Annotated in this window: 25 protein-coding genes and 1 pseudogene; 5 read left to right on the top strand and 21 right to left on the bottom strand. The window is 38.5% G+C overall.

Going from position 1 to position 20185, the window contains the following annotated elements; all coding sequences use genetic code 11:
• Both ACIY19_RS08710 and ACIY19_RS08705 read right to left on the bottom strand, forming a co-directional pair.
• Entirely contained in the window at nucleotides 1-702 is a 702-nt protein-coding gene (locus ACIY19_RS08710; protein WP_024058005.1) for an ABC transporter ATP-binding protein, read from the bottom strand.
• Nucleotides 686-1894 (bottom strand): efflux RND transporter periplasmic adaptor subunit, encoded by a 1209-nt coding sequence (locus ACIY19_RS08705; RefSeq protein ID WP_409003213.1) that lies wholly within the window; start codon nucleotides 1892-1894, stop codon nucleotides 686-688. The genes ACIY19_RS08710 and ACIY19_RS08705 overlap by 17 nt, the downstream gene beginning before the upstream one ends.
• A gap of 290 nt (nucleotides 1895-2184) precedes the next feature.
• Between ACIY19_RS08705 and gor the strand changes: the two genes are divergently transcribed.
• Nucleotides 2185-3531 carry a glutathione-disulfide reductase gene (gene gor, locus ACIY19_RS08700; RefSeq protein WP_409003206.1) on the top strand — a complete coding sequence of 449 codons (1347 nt, stop codon included), beginning with the start codon at nucleotides 2185-2187 and terminating at the stop codon, nucleotides 3529-3531.
• A gap of 165 nt (nucleotides 3532-3696) precedes the next feature.
• On the opposite strand, the gene ACIY19_RS08695 is transcribed toward gor, so the two are convergent.
• From ACIY19_RS08695 to ACIY19_RS08680, 4 genes are all read right to left on the bottom strand, one after another.
• Nucleotides 3697-4197 (bottom strand): hypothetical protein, encoded by a 501-nt coding sequence (locus tag ACIY19_RS08695; protein ID WP_409003205.1) that lies wholly within the window; start codon nucleotides 4195-4197, stop codon nucleotides 3697-3699.
• The gene (locus ACIY19_RS08690) at nucleotides 4194-4817 is read right to left on the bottom strand and encodes an ATP-binding cassette domain-containing protein (RefSeq protein ID WP_000151033.1); all 624 of its coding nucleotides are present in this window, start codon (nucleotides 4815-4817) and stop codon (nucleotides 4194-4196) included. Before ACIY19_RS08690 ends, ACIY19_RS08695 begins: the two co-directional genes overlap by 4 nt.
• Complete coding sequence (locus ACIY19_RS08685; protein ID WP_409003204.1) at nucleotides 4814-6796, bottom strand: ABC transporter permease; 1983 nt, start codon at nucleotides 6794-6796, stop codon at nucleotides 4814-4816. The genes ACIY19_RS08690 and ACIY19_RS08685 overlap by 4 nt, the downstream gene beginning before the upstream one ends.
• Before the next feature lie 66 nt (nucleotides 6797-6862).
• On the bottom strand, nucleotides 6863-7201 hold the full coding sequence (locus ACIY19_RS08680) for a hypothetical protein (RefSeq protein ID WP_000746106.1): 339 nt from the start codon (nucleotides 7199-7201) through the stop codon (nucleotides 6863-6865).
• Nucleotides 7202-7633: 432 nt separating this feature from the next.
• Between ACIY19_RS08680 and ACIY19_RS08675 the strand changes: the two genes are divergently transcribed.
• Nucleotides 7634-8170 (top strand): biotin transporter BioY, encoded by a 537-nt coding sequence (locus ACIY19_RS08675; RefSeq protein WP_261011205.1) that lies wholly within the window; start codon nucleotides 7634-7636, stop codon nucleotides 8168-8170.
• A 53-nt stretch (nucleotides 8171-8223) separates the two neighbouring features.
• Here ACIY19_RS08675 and ACIY19_RS08670 read toward each other — a convergent pair whose 3' ends face one another.
• Nucleotides 8224-8439, bottom strand: a complete 216-nt coding sequence (locus tag ACIY19_RS08670) for a YdbC family protein (RefSeq protein ID WP_000807437.1) — start codon at nucleotides 8437-8439, stop codon at nucleotides 8224-8226.
• Between the two features lie 98 nt (nucleotides 8440-8537).
• On the opposite strand from ACIY19_RS08670, the gene ACIY19_RS08665 reads away from it, so the two are divergent.
• A complete protein-coding gene (locus tag ACIY19_RS08665) occupies nucleotides 8538-8858 on the top strand; it encodes a hypothetical protein (protein WP_409003203.1) in 321 nt (106 codons plus the stop codon).
• Between the two features lie 30 nt (nucleotides 8859-8888).
• On the opposite strand, the gene ACIY19_RS08660 is transcribed toward ACIY19_RS08665, so the two are convergent.
• The 10 genes and pseudogenes from ACIY19_RS08660 to rpsP form a co-directional block, all read right to left on the bottom strand.
• Complete coding sequence (locus ACIY19_RS08660; protein ID WP_001196038.1) at nucleotides 8889-9227, bottom strand: ATP cone domain-containing protein; 339 nt, start codon at nucleotides 9225-9227, stop codon at nucleotides 8889-8891.
• An 11-nt stretch (nucleotides 9228-9238) separates the two neighbouring features.
• Nucleotides 9239-9958, bottom strand: coding sequence for a tRNA (guanosine(37)-N1)-methyltransferase TrmD (gene trmD, locus ACIY19_RS08655; protein WP_409003202.1), 720 nt, complete (start codon nucleotides 9956-9958; stop codon nucleotides 9239-9241).
• Nucleotides 9948-10466, bottom strand: coding sequence for a ribosome maturation factor RimM (rimM, locus tag ACIY19_RS08650; RefSeq protein WP_001105890.1), 519 nt, complete (start codon nucleotides 10464-10466; stop codon nucleotides 9948-9950). Before rimM ends, trmD begins: the two co-directional genes overlap by 11 nt.
• Nucleotides 10467-10535: 69 nt before the next feature.
• Nucleotides 10536-11285, bottom strand: coding sequence for an alpha/beta fold hydrolase (locus ACIY19_RS08645; RefSeq protein ID WP_409003201.1), 750 nt, complete (start codon nucleotides 11283-11285; stop codon nucleotides 10536-10538).
• A 96-nt stretch (nucleotides 11286-11381) separates the two neighbouring features.
• Nucleotides 11382-12239, bottom strand: coding sequence for an alpha/beta fold hydrolase (locus ACIY19_RS08640; protein ID WP_206283764.1), 858 nt, complete (start codon nucleotides 12237-12239; stop codon nucleotides 11382-11384).
• A 149-nt stretch (nucleotides 12240-12388) separates the two neighbouring features.
• Nucleotides 12389-13291, bottom strand: a pseudogene (locus tag ACIY19_RS08635) (DMT family transporter).
• A 129-nt stretch (nucleotides 13292-13420) separates the two neighbouring features.
• Nucleotides 13421-13972: a putative immunity protein gene (locus ACIY19_RS08630; protein WP_409003200.1), complete on the bottom strand. Its 552-nt coding sequence runs from the start codon at nucleotides 13970-13972 to the stop codon at nucleotides 13421-13423.
• 73 nt (nucleotides 13973-14045) lie between these two features.
• On the bottom strand, nucleotides 14046-14381 hold the full coding sequence (locus tag ACIY19_RS08625; protein ID WP_409003199.1) for a MazG nucleotide pyrophosphohydrolase domain-containing protein: 336 nt from the start codon (nucleotides 14379-14381) through the stop codon (nucleotides 14046-14048).
• Nucleotides 14382-14424: 43 nt separating this feature from the next.
• A complete protein-coding gene (kphA, locus tag ACIY19_RS08620) occupies nucleotides 14425-14664 on the bottom strand; it encodes an RNA-binding protein KphA (RefSeq protein ID WP_084857660.1) in 240 nt (79 codons plus the stop codon).
• A 19-nt stretch (nucleotides 14665-14683) separates the two neighbouring features.
• Nucleotides 14684-14956: a 30S ribosomal protein S16 gene (gene rpsP, locus ACIY19_RS08615; RefSeq protein WP_000268760.1), complete on the bottom strand. Its 273-nt coding sequence runs from the start codon at nucleotides 14954-14956 to the stop codon at nucleotides 14684-14686.
• Nucleotides 14957-15173: 217 nt separating this feature from the next.
• Between rpsP and ACIY19_RS08610 the strand changes: the two genes are divergently transcribed.
• Nucleotides 15174-15980 carry a peptidylprolyl isomerase gene (locus tag ACIY19_RS08610; protein ID WP_409003198.1) on the top strand — a complete coding sequence of 269 codons (807 nt, stop codon included), beginning with the start codon at nucleotides 15174-15176 and terminating at the stop codon, nucleotides 15978-15980.
• Between the two features lie 27 nt (nucleotides 15981-16007).
• A complete protein-coding gene (locus ACIY19_RS08605) occupies nucleotides 16008-16247 on the top strand; it encodes a zinc-ribbon domain-containing protein (protein WP_125825754.1) in 240 nt (79 codons plus the stop codon).
• A gap of 42 nt (nucleotides 16248-16289) precedes the next feature.
• Here ACIY19_RS08605 and ACIY19_RS08600 read toward each other — a convergent pair whose 3' ends face one another.
• From ACIY19_RS08600 to ACIY19_RS08585, 4 genes are read right to left on the bottom strand one after another with little or no spacing between them, the layout of a single operon-like run.
• A complete protein-coding gene (locus tag ACIY19_RS08600; RefSeq protein ID WP_049485069.1) occupies nucleotides 16290-17831 on the bottom strand; it encodes an ABC-F family ATP-binding cassette domain-containing protein in 1542 nt (513 codons plus the stop codon).
• 1 nt (nucleotide 17832) lies between these two features.
• Nucleotides 17833-18312, bottom strand: a complete 480-nt coding sequence (locus tag ACIY19_RS08595) for a VanZ family protein (RefSeq protein ID WP_409003197.1) — start codon at nucleotides 18310-18312, stop codon at nucleotides 17833-17835.
• A 1-nt stretch (nucleotide 18313) separates the two neighbouring features.
• A complete protein-coding gene (rlmN, locus tag ACIY19_RS08590) occupies nucleotides 18314-19399 on the bottom strand; it encodes a 23S rRNA (adenine(2503)-C(2))-methyltransferase RlmN (RefSeq protein WP_409003196.1) in 1086 nt (361 codons plus the stop codon).
• A gap of 20 nt (nucleotides 19400-19419) precedes the next feature.
• Nucleotides 19420-19950: a YutD family protein gene (locus ACIY19_RS08585; protein ID WP_223328095.1), complete on the bottom strand. Its 531-nt coding sequence runs from the start codon at nucleotides 19948-19950 to the stop codon at nucleotides 19420-19422.
• Nucleotides 19951-20185: the final 235 nt, after the last annotated feature.

The raw sequence follows: 20185 nt of genomic DNA, 5'->3' as shown, positions 1-20185 counted from the left end.
TTAGTTTTCCTCCTTCTCTAACTGCGAACTGTCAGACGAAATAACTCCATCTCGAATGACAATCTGGCGTTTAGCATAAGCAGCGATTTCAGGCTCATGCGTTACCATGATAATGGTTTTTCCTTCTTTGTTCAACTCAACCAATAGTTGCATAATTTGGTTCCCTGTTTTGGTATCCAAGGCTCCTGTCGGTTCGTCCGCTAGGATAATAGAAGGATTGTTTACCAAGGCACGCGCAATAGCCACACGTTGCTTTTGACCACCAGATAATTCTGAAGGCAAATGGTGACTGCGTTCTGTCAATTCAACCTTATCTAAATATTCCTCAGCTAACTTGCGACGTTTTGAAGATGAAACTCCCGCGTAAATCAAGGGCAATTCTACGTTTTGCAGAGCATTAAGTTTAGATAGAAGAAAGAACTGCTGAAAGACAAATCCGATTTGTTGGTTACGGACCTTGGCTAGTTGTTTTTCACCTAGTCCCGCCACTTCTTGGCCTTCAAGATAATACTCTCCACTGGTTGGTGTATCCAACATCCCAATCGTATTCATGAGAGTGGACTTACCAGACCCAGAGGGTCCCATGATGGCAACAAACTCACCCTCATTCACTTCTAGGTTGATATTTTTGAGAACCTGCAGTTCTTGGTCACCATTACGGTAACTTCTGCAGATATTTTTTAGACTAATTAGTTTCTTCATCAGCCTTCACCTCTTTTCCTTCCTCTAGAGAAGACGTTGGGTTACTGATGACCTTGACTCCATTTGTCAGACCTGAAGTGATTTCTTGGTTGTCTGCATCAGCATTGCCCAAACCAACTTCCACTTTCTTAGCCTTTTTCTGCTCGTCAAGCACCCAGACATAGTTCTTATCATTTTCAGTCACAACACTTGTTAGAGGAACCAAAATGGCTTTGCTCTTATTCTTGACCTCAACGCTTACTGAAAATCCTTGTTTCAAATCACCAATTTCACTCGTAACATCAATGGTATATGGATATTTAGAGCCAGAATTACCAGCTGCTGCTGCAGCCGCTGCACTTGCTGCTTCGCCATTATTTTTAGGGTAGTCAGAGATATAGCTAATCTTACCTGTCCAGCTCTTATCTTGGTAAACTTTAGAAGTAAAGGTTACTTCTTGACCGACAGATAAGTTGGCAAGGTTGTATTCAGATAGTTCACCCTTAACTTGCAAGTTTTCATTGCTTACGACATGAACTACCACTTGGCTTGCTCCTGTTGGAGATTTGGAAACGTTACGATTGACTTCGACCACAGTTCCCTCTAGGGTACTGAGAACCGTCATTGCATCCAACTGACTTTGAGCCTTGCTTAATTGTGCCGCTGCATCTGCACGGGCATCACGGGCATCACCTAGTTGCGCATCAATAGATGACACTGCATTTCCTGAGACTGGAGCTGGAGTTTGCCCTGCAGCTCCTTCGCCTCCTGCTGGCGTTGGCAACTGTGGAGCCGGAGCTGAAGCAGCTTCATTTCGTGCTTGATTGAGTTCATTGATATGACGATCTGCCTTAGCTACTGCTCGGCTAGCTGAATCATAGGCCGCCTGGGCTTCTGAACTACTGTACTTGACTAAAGCCTGCCCTTCGCTGACCTTATCCCCCACAGAAACAAGGATTTCATCTAAATCTCCCTTACTAGCATCAAAATAAACATATTGTTCATTTTTTGCTGTTACTGTCCCTGACAATAAAACAGAGGACGCCAGGCTTCCTTCCTTGGCAACAACAAGATGAGTAGGCTCATCTTTTACAGCGGTCTGAGATGGTTGTCTAAAGAGCAAAATCCCCCCAGCACCCAATACAACTACACTGGCAGCACCGATTGCTGCATACAATTGCCACTTTTTAGCTTTACGATTCTTCTTCATAATGAAACTCCTTTTTGATTTAAAGTCCTTAACAATATTATACAAAAATTACCATATATAAACAATAACAGTTCAGAACGAAATAATGACATTTCGGGATTTGATTATTGTTCGGAATCTATTTTTATTACCATTGTACTAGTTATATAATACACTTTATTTTTCCTTTTTGCAAGCCTTTTCTTTAATTTTTTTGAACGTAGCAGATTTTTGCAATCAAATCAAAAAAAAGATAGAATATGACTATCAAAAAATGACACTCTACTATTTAAAAGAGTATAAAGGAGTTTTAAATGAGAGAATATGATATCATTGCTATCGGTGGAGGTAGCGGAGGAATTGCTACCATGAACCGTGCTGGTGAACACGGAGCTAAAGCAGCCGTTATTGAGGAAAAGAAACTAGGTGGAACTTGCGTCAACGTAGGTTGTGTTCCTAAAAAAATCATGTGGTACGGGGCACAAATTGCTGAGACTTTCCATCAATTTGGAGAAGACTACGGCTTTAAGACTACTGATCTTAACTTTGACTTTGCAACCCTACGTCGTAATCGTGAAGCCTACATTGATCGCGCTCGTTCTTCTTATGATGGCAGTTTTAAACGCAACGGTGTAGACTTGATTGAAGGTCATGCTGAATTTGTAGATTCTCATACTGTCAGCGTAAATGGTGAACTCATTCGTGCCAAGCATATCGTGATTGCGACTGGTGCTCATCCAAGTATTCCTAATATTCCTGGTGCTGAGCTAGGTGGCTCTTCTGATGATGTATTTGCTTGGGAAGAATTGCCAGAGTCAGTTGCTATTCTAGGCGCGGGTTATATTGCCGTTGAATTGGCTGGCGTACTCCACACCTTTGGTGTCAAGACAGACCTCTTTGTTCGCCGCGATCGTCCTTTACGTGGTTTTGATTCTTACATCGTTGAAGGTTTGGTAAAGGAAATGGAAAGAACAAACTTGCCACTTCATACTCACAAAGTCCCTGCCAAGTTAGAAAAAACTGCTAAGGGCATTACCATTCATTTCGAAGATGGTACTAGTCACACAGCTAGCCAAGTTATCTGGGCTACAGGACGCCGTCCAAACGTTAAGGGCTTGCAACTTGAAAAAGCTGGAGTGACTCTGAACGAACGTGGCTTTATCCAAGTAGATGAATACCAAAATACTGTTGTTGAGGGAATCTACGCTCTAGGTGATGTGACAGGCGAAAAAGAACTAACTCCAGTTGCTATCAAGGCTGGACGTACATTATCTGAGCGTCTCTTTAACGGAAAAACAACTGCTAAAATGGACTACACAACTATTCCAACTGTCGTCTTTTCACACCCTGCTATCGGAACTGTTGGTTCGACAGAAGAACAAGCTATCAAAGAATATGGTCAAGACCAAATCAAGGTTTACAAATCAAGCTTTACGTCTATGTACTCTGCTTGCACTTGCAACCGTCAAGAAACTCGTTTCAAATTGATCACAGCTGGTTCAGAAGAAAAAGTTGTCGGACTTCATGGAATTGGTTACGGCGTTGATGAAATGATTCAAGGATTTGCCGTTGCTATCAAAATGGGAGCAACCAAGGCTGACTTTGACGCAACTGTGGCGATTCACCCAACTGCATCTGAAGAATTTGTAACTATGCGTTAATCGAAACAAAAGAAGCAGAGCAAAAAACACTTCTAAATATCAAAAAGCGAGTATTTCCGTAGTTGGAGATACTCGTTTTCTTATGTCTTATTTTATAGTATGTTGAAGTAAGATATGCAAAAATCAATTAACAAACCATAGCAAAATACACGGATTATAATACAATCATTTATTCTTTTCTTTAAAAGATTCATATATTTTTTTATATAACTCTTTTATATCTTTTTTCTGAGAATTCAACTCTTCTTTACCATAGTCAAAGTTTGCTACTACAAATCCCTCGTCAGCATCAGAAAAAGTAAAAAACTCTATTTCAATTAGTTTATTATGCTTAGAGTCCTCTATAGTGTCTCCTAAACCATTATTGAATTTCTTCACTTCTTCTTCACGAACTCCGAACCCCGTAGCAGCTCCATTTGCAATGATGTTTGAAAATACTTCTTCAGAAGACTCTGCTTCTTTCACAGTTATGAAGTATATAGCCTCTTCCGTTTCTACTTGTCTCACTTTATTCCATTTTTCTGTATCACTAGAAGAAAGCGTATAGACTGTTAACTCTACCGTTGGCTTATTGATATTTTCTTTTGTAATCATTTGTTTTCCAAAAAAGAAGAAGGCAAGTAACCCAGCTACAAAGATCAAAGCAATATAAATTATCTTTTTCATACATTATCCCCTATATCTTTCATATCAATGATCACATCAACTTCGTTATAGACAGCTGGATCATGCGTCGCTATAATGACATATTTATCTTCATCTCTTTCATTCAATAATAAACGAATAATTTCTTTTCCAATCTCACCATCTAAAGCTCCTGTAGGCTCATCTGCTAAGATAATTTTACGTGGTTTCATTAACATTCTGGCAATAGCTACACGTTGAGCCTGCCCTCCAGACAATTCATATATTTTTTGATGTAAATAGTCACTTGACAGTCCTACTTTTTCAAGTACATCAGTTATTGTTTTTTTGTCTTTAGTGATAAGTTTCAAATTATCATATACTGTTTTGTTATCTATTAAAGAATAATTCTGAAATACATATCCAACAGTATTTTTAAAAAAAGTTCTTTCTTTTATCTTCCAAATATCTTGTTTATCAACTAAAACATTCCCACTGTCAATTTTTTCTAATCTTCCTATAATATTAAGAAGGGTACTTTTACCAGAGCCAGAACCTCCAATCAATGCATAACTTTTTCCAGATTCAAATTTTAAATTTAAGTCTGTAAAGATCTTTTTTGAGCCGAAACTTTTTGAAACGTTCAAAAGGTCAATTGTCATGTTTCATCTCCTTTTAAAATTTTAGTGTAGCTTTCAGATAATTTTCTAAAACTCATGATTATTGACAACATCAAAACGAGCAGAGAAGCAAGACCAATATATAGCAACTCTATTTGACCTGTCATAAGAAATGTAAATAGAATAACCATTGTAATAGTCATCATAAAATACTTGAGACTTGAAATTGCTATATATGTTTTTGACAGACCTAAAATGATTTTCTTCACATATTCATTCTGTTTTAGGGTAATATAAAGTTGGACATATTGATAAATGAGTATAAAGACAATACTGTAAATTATCTTCTGCAAAATTTGTGAAAGTAGAATTTGGTGCTCTAAGGACTGGATCTTTAATTTCACAATTTGGTAAACATCTACTGGATTCATTGAAACATTCAACTGGGTAGCCATTTCATTTATTTTATTTACCGCCTCAGGACTAAAAAGAGACTTAGTTGTTATATTACTAGCCAAAGAAAACTTGTTGTTTTCAATCATTTTGTCCGTATCTAACACAACAACAATGTTATCTGTGCTATCTGCTACACTTGCCATTGGTAAAAGCTCTTTCATTTTATGATTATCATCAGCATCTTCATTGAAATAAAAAATTTTTTCCCCATCAGGAATTATTTGTACTGCAAGCTCTTCTTTTGTATAGTTTGTTCCAATAAATTGTTCTGCTATAACTGTATTCTCAATAGATTTCTGGTTTTCTTTCCACTTCTCAGGAATATAGATGGTTGCTATCTTATTATCTAAAAGATGATAGTTTGTCCCATTCACTTTATTTTGTAAGTTAGCACCCGTTTGGTTGATATAAATTAACTCTTTATTTATTTTTGGATTCGTTATCCCGTCATTTTCTAATTGTTTAGAAAAATTTTCTATAACATGCGAAGTTTTCATGAAATCTGGAACATATGCCGAAGATCGTTCTATATATAAAAAATCTAAGTTTTTTAAGGCAGCAACTATCTGTAGATACTTACCATCTGAATCACTAAGTTCTCCATTTTTAGCAGAGTTACTTTCAATTCCAAGGAATTCAATCCTTCTCCAGTCTTTTACTGTGTCCCATGGTACTAAATTCTGTATCTGTATGTTAATACTAGATTGACTACTCTTTGTTTCTTGTAAAAAAATTCCTGAGACAAAGATGATAATCGAAATAATAGCAAGCCATACGACAAAAATAAGCTTGTTTTTTGCCTTGTTTTTGATAATTTCAATGGGCTTTTCAATCTGAATCGTCAACCAAAATAAAACAAAAGTAATAAGATCAATGATTTGAAATAGTATAAAATTCGTTAAAAGCAGAGAGAAAAATAACTTAGAACTATAGGTGAAGAAACCATTACCCAAAAAAGAACTGTAAGAAATCATCAATAAAGCCATCATAATCAGTTCAAAAATAAGAGAAATGCCATACTCTCTTCTAAGGTCGTATACAGGCAAGCCCAAAGAACGTCGTATCACTCCTTCTTTGATCTGCCTCGTCCTAACAACAAATAAAACAACTAATAAAGTTAAGTAAATGGAACCCATTAACAGTATTCTTAAAGTTCCAGTAAATTGTAATATTCCTCCTATATACCAAGGATAAGCCATATATACTGTTTGTAGTCCAGTCATCGTAAGTGGTTTCAAACTGTCTACATCCATTTTCCCAAGTGTGTAATACATCCCTACTATTGGTGCTGACTTTAATTGTTCATTATTTACATCATCAAAATTTACATACTTCAACTGACCCGAACTCTGAACGATTGGCTTGTAAATGGTAACCTTTTCCGTTTTTGATAAGTCACGAACCATTTCGTATATTTCATTATTAGAAAGATTACTTTTTCCTTGGATAGAAAAAGCACCATCAATTGGTAAAGGTATGGGGATTTCGGTATCACTAATAGTGACCAGACCAATTGTAGCAATCAAACAAAAGAAGAATCCAATGATACATAATTTTAATTTCATAAGCAATTACCATATTACAAAAGACCCTATTTTATAATTGGGTCTCTTGTTTTCATAAATTATTTTTTAAAATCTATAATAATCCCAATATGCATTTAATCGAACATCGCTCCAAGATTTTGTAGCACTTGAATATGCCCATCCATAATCTTGTTTATCCTGAGCTTTAACTGTTCCCCAAAAATTCGTTACTGAAGATTTTGAACCAATATTATCTGGAGAACTAACAAAGTAATTCGAATAACCAGAGTTATCATTTACACCATATTCCCATACATCAATAATGGGACTTGGAGCAGGGTGTGCTGTAGTTGCACTAACAATACTAGCTACAGTAGCAAAGCTAAAACTTAAAACACTTGCGACTAGAAAAACAGATGCTTTCTTGTTAATTCTTTTTTTCATTTTACTTCTCCTTTAATTAAAATATTTGATGAAGAATAAGCAACAGTCCCCTTTTTAGTCCATCCATATTACTTTAATATGAATTGATTATATTTAGGTTTTTAATCACCGTTATGGTATCTAGAGTCGTTAAAATATCTCATAACTACCCCACCTTTTAAAATTGAACACATATAAATGTATCCGTTTATATTTATTAATGTAGCACTTATTTTTTAGTTTGTCAAGTATTTATAGTATATTTTTTATGTATAAAATGGGATTATCTATATATAAAACTGATTTACAAATCGATAAAAAACAATTATCAAATTTCTCTTGTCAATCAAATCGGCCGTTACAGTTTTTGTTACCTTGTTTTTAAAAATTGGTTGACAATAATTACTCTACGAGTATAATAGTTACTATACATCAGAAAAGAGGTTAACTATTTTGAAAAAAGCTCACGTTTATGCTATCCCTGCTATTGGGGCTGCTCTCATTGCTGTTTTGGCACAAATCAGTCTTCCAATTGGACCCGTTCCCTTCACTCTGCAAAACTTTGCAATCGGCTTGATTGCTACTGTCTTCAGACCGAGAGAGGCTGTACTTTCTGTTGGACTCTATCTTCTTCTAGGCGCTATCGGTCTTCCTGTCTTTGCAGGAGGTGGAGCTGGTTTTCAGGCTTTAGTTGGCCCCACTGCAGGCTATCTTTGGTTTTATCTCGTTTACTCTGGACTTACTTCCTCTCTAACCAACAGCAAGAGTGGGATTGTCAATATTTTTCTTGCAAACCTCTTGGGTGATGCCCTTGTCTTTGTCGGAGGGATTCTCAGCTTGCATTTCCTAGCTGGAATGGCATTTGAAAAAGCTCTTATTGTGGGGGTATTTCCCTTTATCATCCCAGACCTTGGTAAACTTCTGGCTATTAGTTTTATTAGCCGTCCATTATTTCAACGCCTTAAAAATCAGGCTTACTTTGCTAACTAAAAAAGGATATCGAGTTGTCATGACTCAATATCCTTTTCTTTCATTTTGAAAACTTAATTGCCTTTAAAGGCATCCACCATCGTTTGAAATTCTTCATTGGAGAGAGTAATCCCTTTGCCCATTTTAGTATGGTCTGGGCTCCAAGCACGAATATCGAACTTTGCAGGGGCACCATTAAAGCTCACACGGTTGATTTCCTTGGTCCAACCTTTTTCGTTTTCAGAAAGAGTCAACAAGTGCTCTTCGATTTTAAATGTAAATTCTGCCATTTTCTTCTCCTTTTTTAGCTTTCATTTGATTATTCGTAAAATCTTGTAGATTTTAGGAAAATTTTATATAATATTGATATAAAAGAAGGGAGGCCACTATGAGACATAAATTCCAGCAAGTTTTAGATAAAATACATGACTTTTTAAATGGACATGACCAACCAGACCATACTGAAACCAACTCCCTTACAGCCACTATTGAAGAGGCTATCCAGAAACAAACTGCTGTTCACCTTATCTTGTCTGAGACAAGCTTTACAGGTGATATCATCAAATACGATCAGCAACGCCAGCAAATTATCGTGAAAAATTTTGCCAAAAATGTGACCCGTATTATCCGCATAAGCGATATTCAACGCCTTCGCTTTGTCCCTTCAACCGTCCAAACAGCCCAAAAAAATAGATTTAAGAAAGAGTGAGATGTAGTTGCTTCATCCCACTCTTTTTTCTTAGCGAATTTGTTCAAAATGTAAATGAACCGCGATATGATCTCCATAACCACTTCTTTCCAAGTCACGTTGTAGACGATAGGAAATGTAGTGTTCAGCAATAGTAATGTAACCTGCACCCAATAAACGATGCTCAACCAAAGACTGAATCATGCTGATGGTAGCACGTTCCACCTTGGCTTCTTCCAAATCCAAAACCACTTTCTTAGTGACTTGTGCAAGGTTTTGACGCAAATCATCTGTCAATACATAGACAGTCTGAGCTGCTTTTAAGATAGCTTGGTAAATCTTATCTGGATTAAATTCAGCAATTTCTCCATCACGTTTGATTACTTGCATAGGTATCTCCTTTATTCTTTGTTTTCTTTGATTTCTGCCAGTATTTTTTCTTCTTCTGCTGTCAGTTGATAATGTTCAAGCAAATCCGGTCTGCGTTCGTAGGTTTTCTTTAAACTCTCATACAATCGCCACTGACGAATCTTTTCATGGTGTCCGCTCATCAATACATCTGGCACGACCATTCCTCGATAATCATAGGGACGTGTGTACTGAGGGTATTCAAGAAGGCCTGAAGAAAAACTATCATCTTGGTGGCTAGACTCCTTGCCAATCACTTCTGGAATCAGGCGTACCGTAGCATCAATCATGGTCATAGCCGCCAACTCTCCACCAGTCAAGACATAGTCGCCCAAGGAAATCTCATCTGTCACCAAGGTCTTAATGCGCTCATCATAACCCTCGTAGTGCCCACAGATAAAGATTAGCTCTTCCTCTTGGGACAAATCCTCAGCATAAGCCTGATCAAACTGCTTTCCAGCAGGATCGAGGAGAATGACGCGCGGATTTTTCTTTTCAATAGCATCAAAGGCATCGAAAATAGGCTGTGCTCGCAGCAACATCCCCTGACCGCCTCCATAGGGCTCATCGTCGACGTGACGGGCCTTTTCAGCATATTCTCGAAAATTATGATACTGGATATCCAAGAGCCCTTTTTCTCGAGCCTTTCCAACAATTGAGTGCTCCAGTGGAGAAAACATCTCTGGAAAGAGGGTTAAAATATCAATCTTCATCGTCTAACCCTTCTAAGATTTCCACATCGACCCGTTTATTTGGAATATCAACATTGAGAACCACTGGTGGGATATAAGGCAATAATAAATCACGTTTACCTTTTCGCTTGACCACCCAGACATCGTTGGCACCTGGTTGCAGGATTTCCTTGATGGTTCCAATCAAGTTATCACCCTCATAGACTTCCAAACCGATAATCTCGTGATAATAAAATTCACCATCGTCTAGGTCATTCAAATCTTCCTCAGCAACCTTGAGACTGTATCCCTTATACTTTTCAATAGCATTGATATGGTACATGTCTTTGAATTTAATAATGTCAAAGTTCTTCTGTTTACGGTGGCTAGCAATGGTCACTGTTTGAACAAACTGATCTTTTTCATCAAACAAAGCCAGCTCAGCTCCTTTTTTAAACCGTTCTTCTGCAAAATCCGTCACAGACAAGACTCGCATCTCACCCTGTAGACCCTGCGTATTAACGATTTTCCCAACATTAAAGTAGTTCATCTTGTCTCCTGTAATCTCCTTTTTTCCATCTTATTCTGACAATTCTCGAATAATAGCCGCAATTTTTTCCTATTCTGACCATTGTAAATAATGGTGATTCCTTCCTAAAATGAGTTTAGTATTGGAAGTCCAATATTCTGATTCTCTGTACTCTTTTTCTCTATAAGTCTGACAAAAAATAAATACAGGGACATGAGATTCTATCGACAAATTCTCAAAATCTTCCTCAGTAATCTCTCCAGATATCTGAAATTCTGGATCTTGATTTTCCAACTCTAAGCCTTTTTCTTGCATTAATTCCCAGATTTTTTTATTCGTTTCAGGACTAAATGTTGCTTGAGTTAAGTTCTTAAAATAAAGTTCAGGACCACACTCGTCAATCAGCCTCATCTGCTCTTCCATTTCTGGATAAGGATTTTCTGAAAAATCAGCAAACATGACTTTTTTAGTTGTCGGTTCAATTGCTACTAAAGTCTGACGCTTAATTGGTTTCTCGAGTAATTTGCAAGCTAAAATTCCACTCCAACTATGTGCACAAAGTATATATTCAGAAATTCCTAATTCTTCAAGTACTTCATAAACCGCATCTGCAAGATTATCTAGATTTTTTCCAGCTTGGTCATGAATCGGACTCCTACCTGTGTTCGGAAAATCAATTGTCAAATAACCAATTGTAGGAGGAAGTTTTTCAAGTATAAGCGAAAAATTTTCATAACTCGGTAGCAAACCTGCTCCGTTTAGACAAACTAGCACTTTCTTTTGCTTTTGATAAGTAACAGAGAGGCTACCAATTTCTGTAGATACTTCAAACCTCTTCATAAAGAAATCCACTCATTCTATATAATGAATTATTAAAAATCCTTATCTTTTATTTTATCACGTTCCAAGGATTTTCTCAAGTTGGATAGTACTATCTTACAAGGCTACTACTTCTTCAAAAAAATCACCAACTATCTGATTAAACTCTATAGGGTGGTCATTCATCGGTTGGTGTTTGCTGTCTGAAATCGTTACTTGACGCGCATTGGGATTTAGAGCAATGATACCATCATAGATTATTTTTAGGTGTTTGGGAAAATCATTTTCTCCTCTTACTAATAGCATGGGAGGATTTCCTTTATATCCTTCTATCTCATGGACTGCCAAGAAACCTGTGATTCCAAGGTTCAAAAAAACATCTCGCCCAGTTTCTATAATGGCAGTCTTGACTAATTCTCTTGTGATAGGATTATCTGTACACATTTTTGAGTTCTTATCTGCAATCACTTTCCAAGGAATCGTTTTGTACATAAGAGAACTATATTTGATTCGACCTCTTTCTTTCTCTGATAAGTATCGATGCTGTCCCCAACTATCTACCATGACCAAGGCTAGGACTCTTTCTGGATGGCGATAGGTATACTCTTGAAGTGGATTTCCTCCCCAAGAATGACCAACCAATATCACCTTATCTAGCTGAAAATAGGATAAAATAGCATCTACATCTTGAACAGCGCCTTCCAAGTCGGGAAGGCCAACTTTCATAGGTGATTCACCCTGTCCTCTAACATTGACAAAATAGAGGTCAAATCCCTCAAAGGCATCATACTGGTGGGCCCACATCTGACTACGTCCACAAGCTCCATGATAAAAAATAATATGCCCTTTACTTGCGTTTCCAGGACGATGATAAACAACCAAATCACAATCTACGACTGCTATAAGGTGACGTTCCAACACCTCAGGTTCTCTGTTATAAAAAGCAATAGCTTCAGCTATATCATTTGGCTTCATTTCTACATTCGCTCCTCTTTATCCTGATATCATTCTTTGTATCTATTTTATCATGCTATATTAAAATCGTCGTTTTCTAAACTTGATTTCATTAAAAATTTTGAATTTTCTGTACAACATAGATAAAGAAAAAGACTGCTAAGCAATCTTTACTTTTTTCTCATCAAATTCATGCCTAAAATTCCAGCAATAATTAGAGCAGCTCCAATCACATGGTAATTATAAATTGGTTCATGGAGGATAAGTGCTCCGGCTAGAATGGTCAAAACTGTTCCAAGATTGCCAAAGACACTGACGGTTGATGCGCCGAGGCGAACGATAGCATAGATAGAGAGACTACCAGTCACGATAGAAGCTAGAATTCCCAAATAGAGGATGGAAAGCAGATAGGGCAGCTGTCCAAACGGCGCAAAGTAAGCTAATATGTTCCCCTCTAGATAGTGCGAGGTCAGACTCAGCGTATTAAAGGTGACGAAGCCAACAAATATCACAACAGCTGTCATATCCATGGCCCGATAGCGACCTCCTTTAGCCTTGCTGAGAATATTGTTTATCGCATTGGCAAGAACAGATCCTAACATCAAGAGAAAGCCCAAGCTAGCAGTTTACGTGCTAAAGTTTGCTCCTTTACTAAGGAAAATGAAAACTACTCCTGCTACGGATAAAATTAAAAAGAACTTTTGCACCAAACTTGTCTTTTCCTTGAGAAAGACCGATGCCAAAAGGAGAGTAAAAATCGGGACAAGTGCCTGCAGAATCCCCGCTTCAGAAGACGATATATACTGTAAGGCAAAGGATTGGAAAATAAAAAAGAGAAGTGGATAGAAAAGACTCATAGGAAGAATAGAAAGAATATCTTTTCTACTTAAACTCACTTTGATAAGTTTGGTTTGATGAAGGACGACCAATACCAAAGCTGCGATTGTATAGCGATGCGCTAAGTTTGTTAGAGGACTGGCATAGCCTAAAGCAATCTTAGTAAATAAAAAAGAAAATCCAATGATTGCTGAAAAGGATAAGGCTGCTAGGTAAGCTTTTGTTTTCTCGTTCATAGATGGTTACTCCCTTTAAAAATAGCTATTCTCAAGATTGATTGACTAGAATTCTTTGAGACTGTCTATCCATTTTAGCATAGTAAAATCCTAGATGCTATTTATAGGATTGGTATCATATGCCTTCTTTCACCATTTATCTACTACATTGCCTAAAAAGGATTCAGCCAGTCTGATCTGCTTTTCTCGTTCTTGTCTCACAAGTTCTAACTTATCTGCCTCTTGGAGATTCCTTACTTTAATAGCATAATCCGCGGAAACGATGGCGTGTCCTCTCATATGGGCTGTTGAAATAGCTTGTACAAAGACTCTGGCAGCGTACTTAGCGATTTGATTTTGGGCATTTTTAGAGAGGAGATTTGCTGCGAAACCTGCTTTTCTCAACTCATGAGGTGAGAACTCATTTCTCAATCGTGCATCAAAAGCCTCATAAGCTTGCCGAATTATTTTATTTTTCTCACCTTCATCACCGATATCAATTAAAGATAAGAAATCTTGCGAGTTCTCTAATGCCCATCGAGCTAGTTCTTTCTGAGGAAGTCTATCCAGTATTTGTTCTAGTTCCAATCTTTTCTCAGAGTCGTCCCAAATGGCAACTTTGTAAGGACTGGGTAGGTGATTCATTTTAGTCTTATAGGCAGTTCGTTCAAACTCATTCCATGCATAATCCTCTGGTCTCATTGCTTTCTCATTCTTTCTTACTAGCTAGCGTAAGCTAGGAGAAACCTTTCATATTAGTGAAAAGAGATTACTCCTAGTTCTCTTGGAAGTTATCCAAAAATTCTTCCAAATCTCGTTCATGTTGGTACTTAATGGCTGCTTTTTTATCTTTCTCATAGATGGTTTTGGTTAGATCAATGTCGTTTATGGTCGCGATTGCGACGGTGTAGTGAATGATATCAGCCAGTTCTTTGGCTAGTTCCTCATTTGAGTCCTGGACACCCTCTTTTCGACCGGAACGTCCATTCAAAACCTCCGCAACTTCTCCGACTTCCTCCACTAGCTTGATAAAGAGTCCCTCCTCAGTCCGAGACTGCTGGTAATGTTCGAGTAAATAGGCTTGTAATTGTCTAAATGTTAAATCTTTCATCTTCTCCTCCTCACAAAAAAGCGAGACTTCTGTCCCGCTTTTCTTATTTTTCGTCGATAACGATTCTTACTTTCTTGTCTTCAGTTGGGACAGAGTAGACAATCGTTCTTATCGCTGAGATAGTGCGACCTTTACGACCGATAACACGACCGACATCGCTCTGGTCAAGATCCAAGTGATACTCCAAAAAGTCTGGTGTGTCTTCAATCTTAATAGTTAAGGCATCTGGTTGTGAAATCAAAGGTTTCACAATCGCAATAATGAGATTTTCAATCGTATCCATCTGTCAACCTACTTTAAACTTATTTTGAGAATTTAGAATCGTGGAATTTTTTCAATACGCCTTCTTTTGAAAGGATGTTGCGTACTGTATCTGAAGGTTGAGCTCCATCAGCCAACCATGCAAGAACGCGGTCTTCTTTCAAAGTCACTTGGTTTTCAGCAACAAGTGGGTTGTAAGTTCCAACTGTTTCGATGAAACGTCCGTCACGTGGTGAACGTGAATCTGCTACGTTGATACGGTAGAAAGGTTTTTTCTTAGAACCCATACGAGTCAAACGGATTTTAACTGCCATTTTTTAATGTCTCTTTTCTTATTTTTTATTTCGGTGAAATAGCTGAGCTATTTAGCACATGTTCTATTATAGCAGATTTTTGACAGGTGTCAAGAAAAAAACTTGACAGAGTTTTGATTTTTTTTAACTACTAGAAATTTTTGGTAAAATCATTAACATTTGAAATCACCTCCCTTTTAAGGTACAATAGTAGAAATGAATTTTTGAGAGGAAAACAATGAAAAAACTAGCAACCCTTCTTTTACTATCAACTGTAGCCCTTGCTGGATGTACTAGTATCCAACGTGGTCTCCGTGGTGATGACTATGTCGACTCTAGTATCTCAGCTGAAGAAAGTTCTAAAGCAGCTGCTCAGGCTGCCAAAGATTTGAATGACGCTTTGACCAATGACAATGCCAACTTCCCTCAACTTTCTAAGGAAGTTGCTGATGATGAAGCCGAGGTTATTTTACACACAAATCAAGGCGATATCCGCATCAAACTCTTTCCTAAACTAGCACCTCTTGCGGTTGAAAACTTCCTTACTCACGCTAAGGAAGGCTACTATAACGGCATCACCTTCCACCGTGTCATCGATGGCTTTATGGTCCAAACTGGAGATCCTAAGGGAGATGGTACAGGGGGCCAATCTATCTGGCATGATAAGGATAAAACAAAGGACAAGGGAACTGGTTTCAAAAATGAAATCTCTCCTTACCTATACAATATCCGAGGAGCCCTTGCTATGGCTAACACTGGTCAACCAAACACCAACGGTAGCCAATTCTTCATCAACCAAAATTCAACAGATATTTCAGCTAAACTCCCTACAAGCAAGTATCCAAAGAAAATCATCGAAGCCTATAAAGAAGGTGGAAATCCAAGTCTAGACGGCAAACACCCTGTATTTGGTCAAGTCATCGATGGTATGGACGTTGTCGACAAGATTGCCAAGGCTGAAAAAGATGAGAAAGACAAACCGACTTCTGCTATCACCATTGATAGTATCGAAGTGGTGAAAGACTACGACTTCAGCAAAAAATAAGCCATCAACAGATAAGGAGACGATGACATGATTTTATTTTGGGGTTCTAAAGGTTATCAGAAAGATTTGGGACATACGCAAACTGCGATCGAATGTGGTCACTGTAACAATGTCGACGCTTGGGAGATCGTAGAAACTGGGCGCAAGTTCACCCTCTACTGGATTCCACTTTTCCCTTATGGTAAAAGCTACTTCGTTTCTTGTCCGATTTGCCACTACGGTAAAGAAATTGAGAAATCTGAAGTTGAAAGCTTTTTAAATTACTAGTCAAAAAAGCCAAGTCATTTCGACTTGGCCTTTTTAGTGCTTTTAAGTTAGCTTGTTAAAGTCCCAGATTTGGTCCATCCAGCCTTCATAGAAGTCTGGTTCGTGGCAAACCATAAGGATAGAACCCTTGTATTCTTTGAGAGCGCGTTTGAGTTCTTCCTTAGCATCCACATCTAGGTGGTTGGTCGGCTCGTCAAGTACTAAAACGTTGTTTTCACGATTCATCAAGAGACAGAAACGCACCTTGGCTTGTTCTCCACCTGATAAGACCTGAATCTGACTTTCGATGTGCTTAGTTGTCAAGCCACAACGAGCAAGGGCTGCACGTACTTCTGCTTGGTTAAGGGCTGGAAAGGCATTCCAGACCGCTTCTAGAGGCGTCTGGCGATTGCCACCTTCTACTTCTTGCTCAAAGTAACCAAGTTCTAGGTAATCACCGCGTTCAACTTCTCCAGCGATGGGAGGAATAATTCCCAAGAGAGACTTCAAGAGGGTTGTTTTCCCGATACCATTGGCTCCAATAATGGCAACCTTCTGATTGCGTTCAAAGGTAAGATTTAATGGTTTTGTAAGTGGGCGGTCGTAACCAATCTGCAAATCCTTGGCTTGGAAGATAAAGCGACCTGGTGTACGAGCTGGTTTAAAATCAAAGGACGGTTTTGGTTTCTCACTTTGAAGCTCGATAATGTCCATCTTATCCAATTTCTTCTGGCGAGACATGGCCATGTTACGCGTTGCAACACGGGCTTTGTTTCGAGCCACGAAATCCTTGAGGTCTGCAATCTCTTTCTGTTGACGTTCATAAGCCGCTTCTAACTGAGATTTCTTCATAGCATAGACTTCTTGGAACTGGTAGTAGTCACCAGAATAGCGAGTCAATTGTTGATTTTCAACATGATAGACGATATTGATTACGTCGTTGAGGAAAGGAATATCATGCGAAATAAGGACAAAAGCATTTTCATAGTTTTGGAGATAACGCTTGAGCCAGTCAATATGCTCAGCATCCAAGTAGTTGGTTGGCTCGTCAAGCAACAAAATATCTGGTTTTTCAAGGAGGAGTTTAGCCAAAAGCACCTTGGTTCTTTGTCCACCTGATAAGGCTGTTACATCTGTATCCATGCCATAGTCCATGACACCGAGGGCACGCGCTACTTCATCAATCTTAGCATCCAAAGTATAGAAATCACGACTCTCCAAACGGTCTTGGAGTTCGCCAACTTCTTCCATCAGCGCATCGATATCCGCTCCGTCTTCGGCCATTTCCATATAGAGGTCATTGATACGAGCTTCTGCTTTAAATAGCTCATCAAAGGCTGTCCGCAAGACATCTCGCACGGTTTGGCCTTCCTTTAGCACAGCATGCTGATCCAGGTAGCCAGCAGTCACATACTTAGACCACTCTACCTTCCCTTCATCTGGTAACATCTTACCAGTCACAATGCTCATAAAGGTTGATTTCCCTTCACCATTGGCACCGACTAGACCGATATGTTCTCCCTTGAGGAGACGGAAAGACACATCTTCAAAAATTGCACGGTCACCAAAACCGTGACTTAAATTTTTAACTTCTAAAATACTCATTCTAATTCCTTATCTTATTTTTATGTAGTCCTTTATAGAGGAGCCAAGCCAAATAGCCTCCCAGGGTATTGGTCCACAAATCATCAATCTCAAAGACGCGATTAAAATCAAAGAAAAAGTCTAAGACCAGCTGCGTACACTCGATTCCTAGGCTCAGTAGAAAGCTGAGAAGGATGATTTTTTTCGTTTTTCGTAAGTTTGGACAGAGGTAGAGCAGTTGAAAGACCAGAGGGAAGAGCAAAAAGACATTTAAAATGTTCTGCAAAAAGATCCAAATGACTTGTCCAAAACTAGTCACTTCACCCAGATTCCAAAGGGAGTTTAAGGGAGTTAAAAGAAAAACCAGGCGTCCAAAAGTTTGAATACCTGGAGTTTCCACTCCTGTAGGAAGTTGAGGCTGGGGAGTAAAACAAAAACAGGCAATGCAAAGACTGTAAATAGCCACTCCTAATCTTAAGATTAATTCTCTTTTTCTAGTCATTTTATGGATTTACCGCTGCGACTGCCTTCTGGCGGTCACGTTTCATTGTATTGGAGCGTAATTGTCCACAAGCTGCATCAATATCTGTACCATGCTCTTGACGGACAACACAGTTGACCCCTTTTTTCTTGAGGGTATCGTAGAAGGCCATCACGCGCTCTTTAGGACTACGGCTATATTGGTCATGCTCACTAACAGGGTTATAAGGAATCAAGTTTACATAAGACAATTTCTTGATGTTCTTGAGCAACTCCGCCAACTCCAAGGCTTGTTCTACACTATCATTGACTTCATTGAGCATGATATATTCAAAGGTCACACGGCGATTGGTTGTTTCGATATAGTACTCAATAGCTGCAAAGAGCTTTTCAATCGGAAAGGCACGGTTGATCTTCATGATGCTTGAGCGCAATTCATTATTGGGTGCGTGAAGAGACACAGCCAGATTGACCTGTACGCCTTCATTAGCAAAGTCACGAATTTTATGGGCCAAACCTGAGGTTGAAACCGTGATGTGACGAGCACCGATTGCCATCCCCTTGTCATCATTGATGGTACGGACAAAATTCAAAACATTGTTGTAATTATCAAATGGTTCACCAATTCCCATAACAACGATATGGCTGACACGTTCATCCTGACCACGTTCATCAAAGTATTTCTGAACTAGCATGATCTGCGCTACGATTTCCCCGTTATTGAGGTCACGTTGCTTCTTGATCAAGCCTGATGCACAGAAGGTACAACCAATATTACAGCCAACCTGAGTGGTCACACAGACTGACAAACCGTAGTGTTGACGCATGAGTACTGTCTCAATCAACATGCCATCTGGCAACTCAAAAAGATACTTAACGGTACCATCAGCTGACTCTTGTACAATCCGTTGTTTCAAAGGATTTACGACAAACTGGTCATTGAGTTTGGCAATCAAATCCTTGGAAAGGTTGGTCATTTCTTCAAACGACTGGACACGTTTACGGTAGAGCCATTCCCAGATTTGATCTGCTCGGAATTTCTTTTCTCCTTGTTCTAAAACCCATTCTTGCATGGTTTGACGTGTTAAACTATAAATAGACGGTTTCATCTCTTCTCCTTATTCTCTATCTATTTCTGACGAATGACAAAATGGCGCTGTCCCTTGTCCTCTTTCTGAGACTTTTGGTCCTTATGACGACGTCTATTTCGCTTATCGGCATTTGGTTTTCTCTTGTTTTGCGAAGGTTTCTTGCCTCTTCTAGGAAGGTTTTCCTCATCCTTTTTACGCATTTTTTTGTCAAATGAAGCCCGTTTCGGTGCTTGATTTTCTAGAACAAAATAGGCACAACCATAACTACAGTACTCTAAAAGATAGTCCTGTAAGCGACTGATCTTTTCAATTTTTTCCTCTGTTCGATCGTCTTTGTAAAAACCACGTAGGCGGAGCTGTTCATTACTCCAGTCCCCCACGACATAATCAAACTTGGTCAACACTTCTGAAAAGCGTTGATTAAAGACTGTCACATCGAAAGCATCCTTGATATTTTCAACCAAGGTAAAAGCAATCCCTTCAGTCTCAACCTTATCCCCATTTACATGAAATTCTGGGCCAGGAAACTTGTTATAGTTATATAATTCAGGTGCAATTTCTTTACGCATAGTCTTCCTTTTCCACGATTACTTAACACTCTATTTTACCATAATTTCTAGCAGTTAGCACGTTTCTCATAAAAATGAAAAAAGTCTGACGATTTTGTCAAACTTCTGCAGTATAAACCAAAAAGAGAAGATTAACTCTTCCCTTCCTATTTTTTTATTGGCTCTTTGTCAACTGTAGTGGGTTGATGAAAAGCTAAGCTCGAGAAAGGACAAATTTCGTCCTTTCTTTTTTGAT

Source organism: Streptococcus sp. ST14 (genome assembly GCF_046098195.1).
In the GTDB taxonomy this organism is placed as follows: domain Bacteria; phylum Bacillota; class Bacilli; order Lactobacillales; family Streptococcaceae; genus Streptococcus.
Note: the sequence above shows the minus strand (reverse complement) of the source record. Positions and strands in the feature narration are given on the sequence as shown.

Excerpts from the sequence above, each read along its gene's own strand:
- ACIY19_RS08600 (WP_049485069.1), bottom strand. The coding sequence starts at position 17,831 with ATGAGTATTTTAGAAGTTAAAAATTTAAGTCACGGTTTTGGTGACCGT.
- ACIY19_RS08665 (WP_409003203.1), top strand. The coding sequence starts at position 8,538 with ATGAGACATAAATTCCAGCAAGTTTTAGATAAAATACATGACTTTTTA.
- ACIY19_RS08680 (WP_000746106.1), bottom strand. The coding sequence starts at position 7,201 with ATGAAAAAAAGAATTAACAAGAAAGCATCTGTTTTTCTAGTCGCAAGT.
- ACIY19_RS08660 (WP_001196038.1), bottom strand. The coding sequence starts at position 9,227 with ATGCAAGTAATCAAACGTGATGGAGAAATTGCTGAATTTAATCCAGAT.
- ACIY19_RS08640 (WP_206283764.1), bottom strand. The coding sequence starts at position 12,239 with ATGAAGCCAAATGATATAGCTGAAGCTATTGCTTTTTATAACAGAGAA.
- trmD (WP_409003202.1), bottom strand. The coding sequence starts at position 9,958 with ATGAAGATTGATATTTTAACCCTCTTTCCAGAGATGTTTTCTCCACTG.
- ACIY19_RS08595 (WP_409003197.1), bottom strand. The coding sequence starts at position 18,312 with ATGACTAGAAAAAGAGAATTAATCTTAAGATTAGGAGTGGCTATTTAC.
- ACIY19_RS08625 (WP_409003199.1), bottom strand. The coding sequence starts at position 14,381 with ATGAAAGATTTAACATTTAGACAATTACAAGCCTATTTACTCGAACAT.
- ACIY19_RS08685 (WP_409003204.1), bottom strand. The coding sequence starts at position 6,796 with ATGAAATTAAAATTATGTATCATTGGATTCTTCTTTTGTTTGATTGCT.
- ACIY19_RS08690 (WP_000151033.1), bottom strand. The coding sequence starts at position 4,817 with ATGACAATTGACCTTTTGAACGTTTCAAAAAGTTTCGGCTCAAAAAAG.
- ACIY19_RS08670 (WP_000807437.1), bottom strand. The coding sequence starts at position 8,439 with ATGGCAGAATTTACATTTAAAATCGAAGAGCACTTGTTGACTCTTTCT.
- ACIY19_RS08610 (WP_409003198.1), top strand. The coding sequence starts at position 15,174 with ATGAAAAAACTAGCAACCCTTCTTTTACTATCAACTGTAGCCCTTGCT.
- rlmN (WP_409003196.1), bottom strand. The coding sequence starts at position 19,399 with ATGAAACCGTCTATTTATAGTTTAACACGTCAAACCATGCAAGAATGG.
- ACIY19_RS08605 (WP_125825754.1), top strand. The coding sequence starts at position 16,008 with ATGATTTTATTTTGGGGTTCTAAAGGTTATCAGAAAGATTTGGGACAT.
- kphA (WP_084857660.1), bottom strand. The coding sequence starts at position 14,664 with ATGGATACGATTGAAAATCTCATTATTGCGATTGTGAAACCTTTGATT.
- rpsP (WP_000268760.1), bottom strand. The coding sequence starts at position 14,956 with ATGGCAGTTAAAATCCGTTTGACTCGTATGGGTTCTAAGAAAAAACCT.
- ACIY19_RS08710 (WP_024058005.1), bottom strand. The coding sequence starts at position 702 with ATGAAGAAACTAATTAGTCTAAAAAATATCTGCAGAAGTTACCGTAAT.
- gor (WP_409003206.1), top strand. The coding sequence starts at position 2,185 with ATGAGAGAATATGATATCATTGCTATCGGTGGAGGTAGCGGAGGAATT.
- ACIY19_RS08585 (WP_223328095.1), bottom strand. The coding sequence starts at position 19,950 with ATGCGTAAAGAAATTGCACCTGAATTATATAACTATAACAAGTTTCCT.
- ACIY19_RS08695 (WP_409003205.1), bottom strand. The coding sequence starts at position 4,197 with ATGAAAAAGATAATTTATATTGCTTTGATCTTTGTAGCTGGGTTACTT.
- ACIY19_RS08645 (WP_409003201.1), bottom strand. The coding sequence starts at position 11,285 with ATGAAGAGGTTTGAAGTATCTACAGAAATTGGTAGCCTCTCTGTTACT.
- rimM (WP_001105890.1), bottom strand. The coding sequence starts at position 10,466 with ATGAACTACTTTAATGTTGGGAAAATCGTTAATACGCAGGGTCTACAG.
- ACIY19_RS08630 (WP_409003200.1), bottom strand. The coding sequence starts at position 13,972 with ATGAGACCAGAGGATTATGCATGGAATGAGTTTGAACGAACTGCCTAT.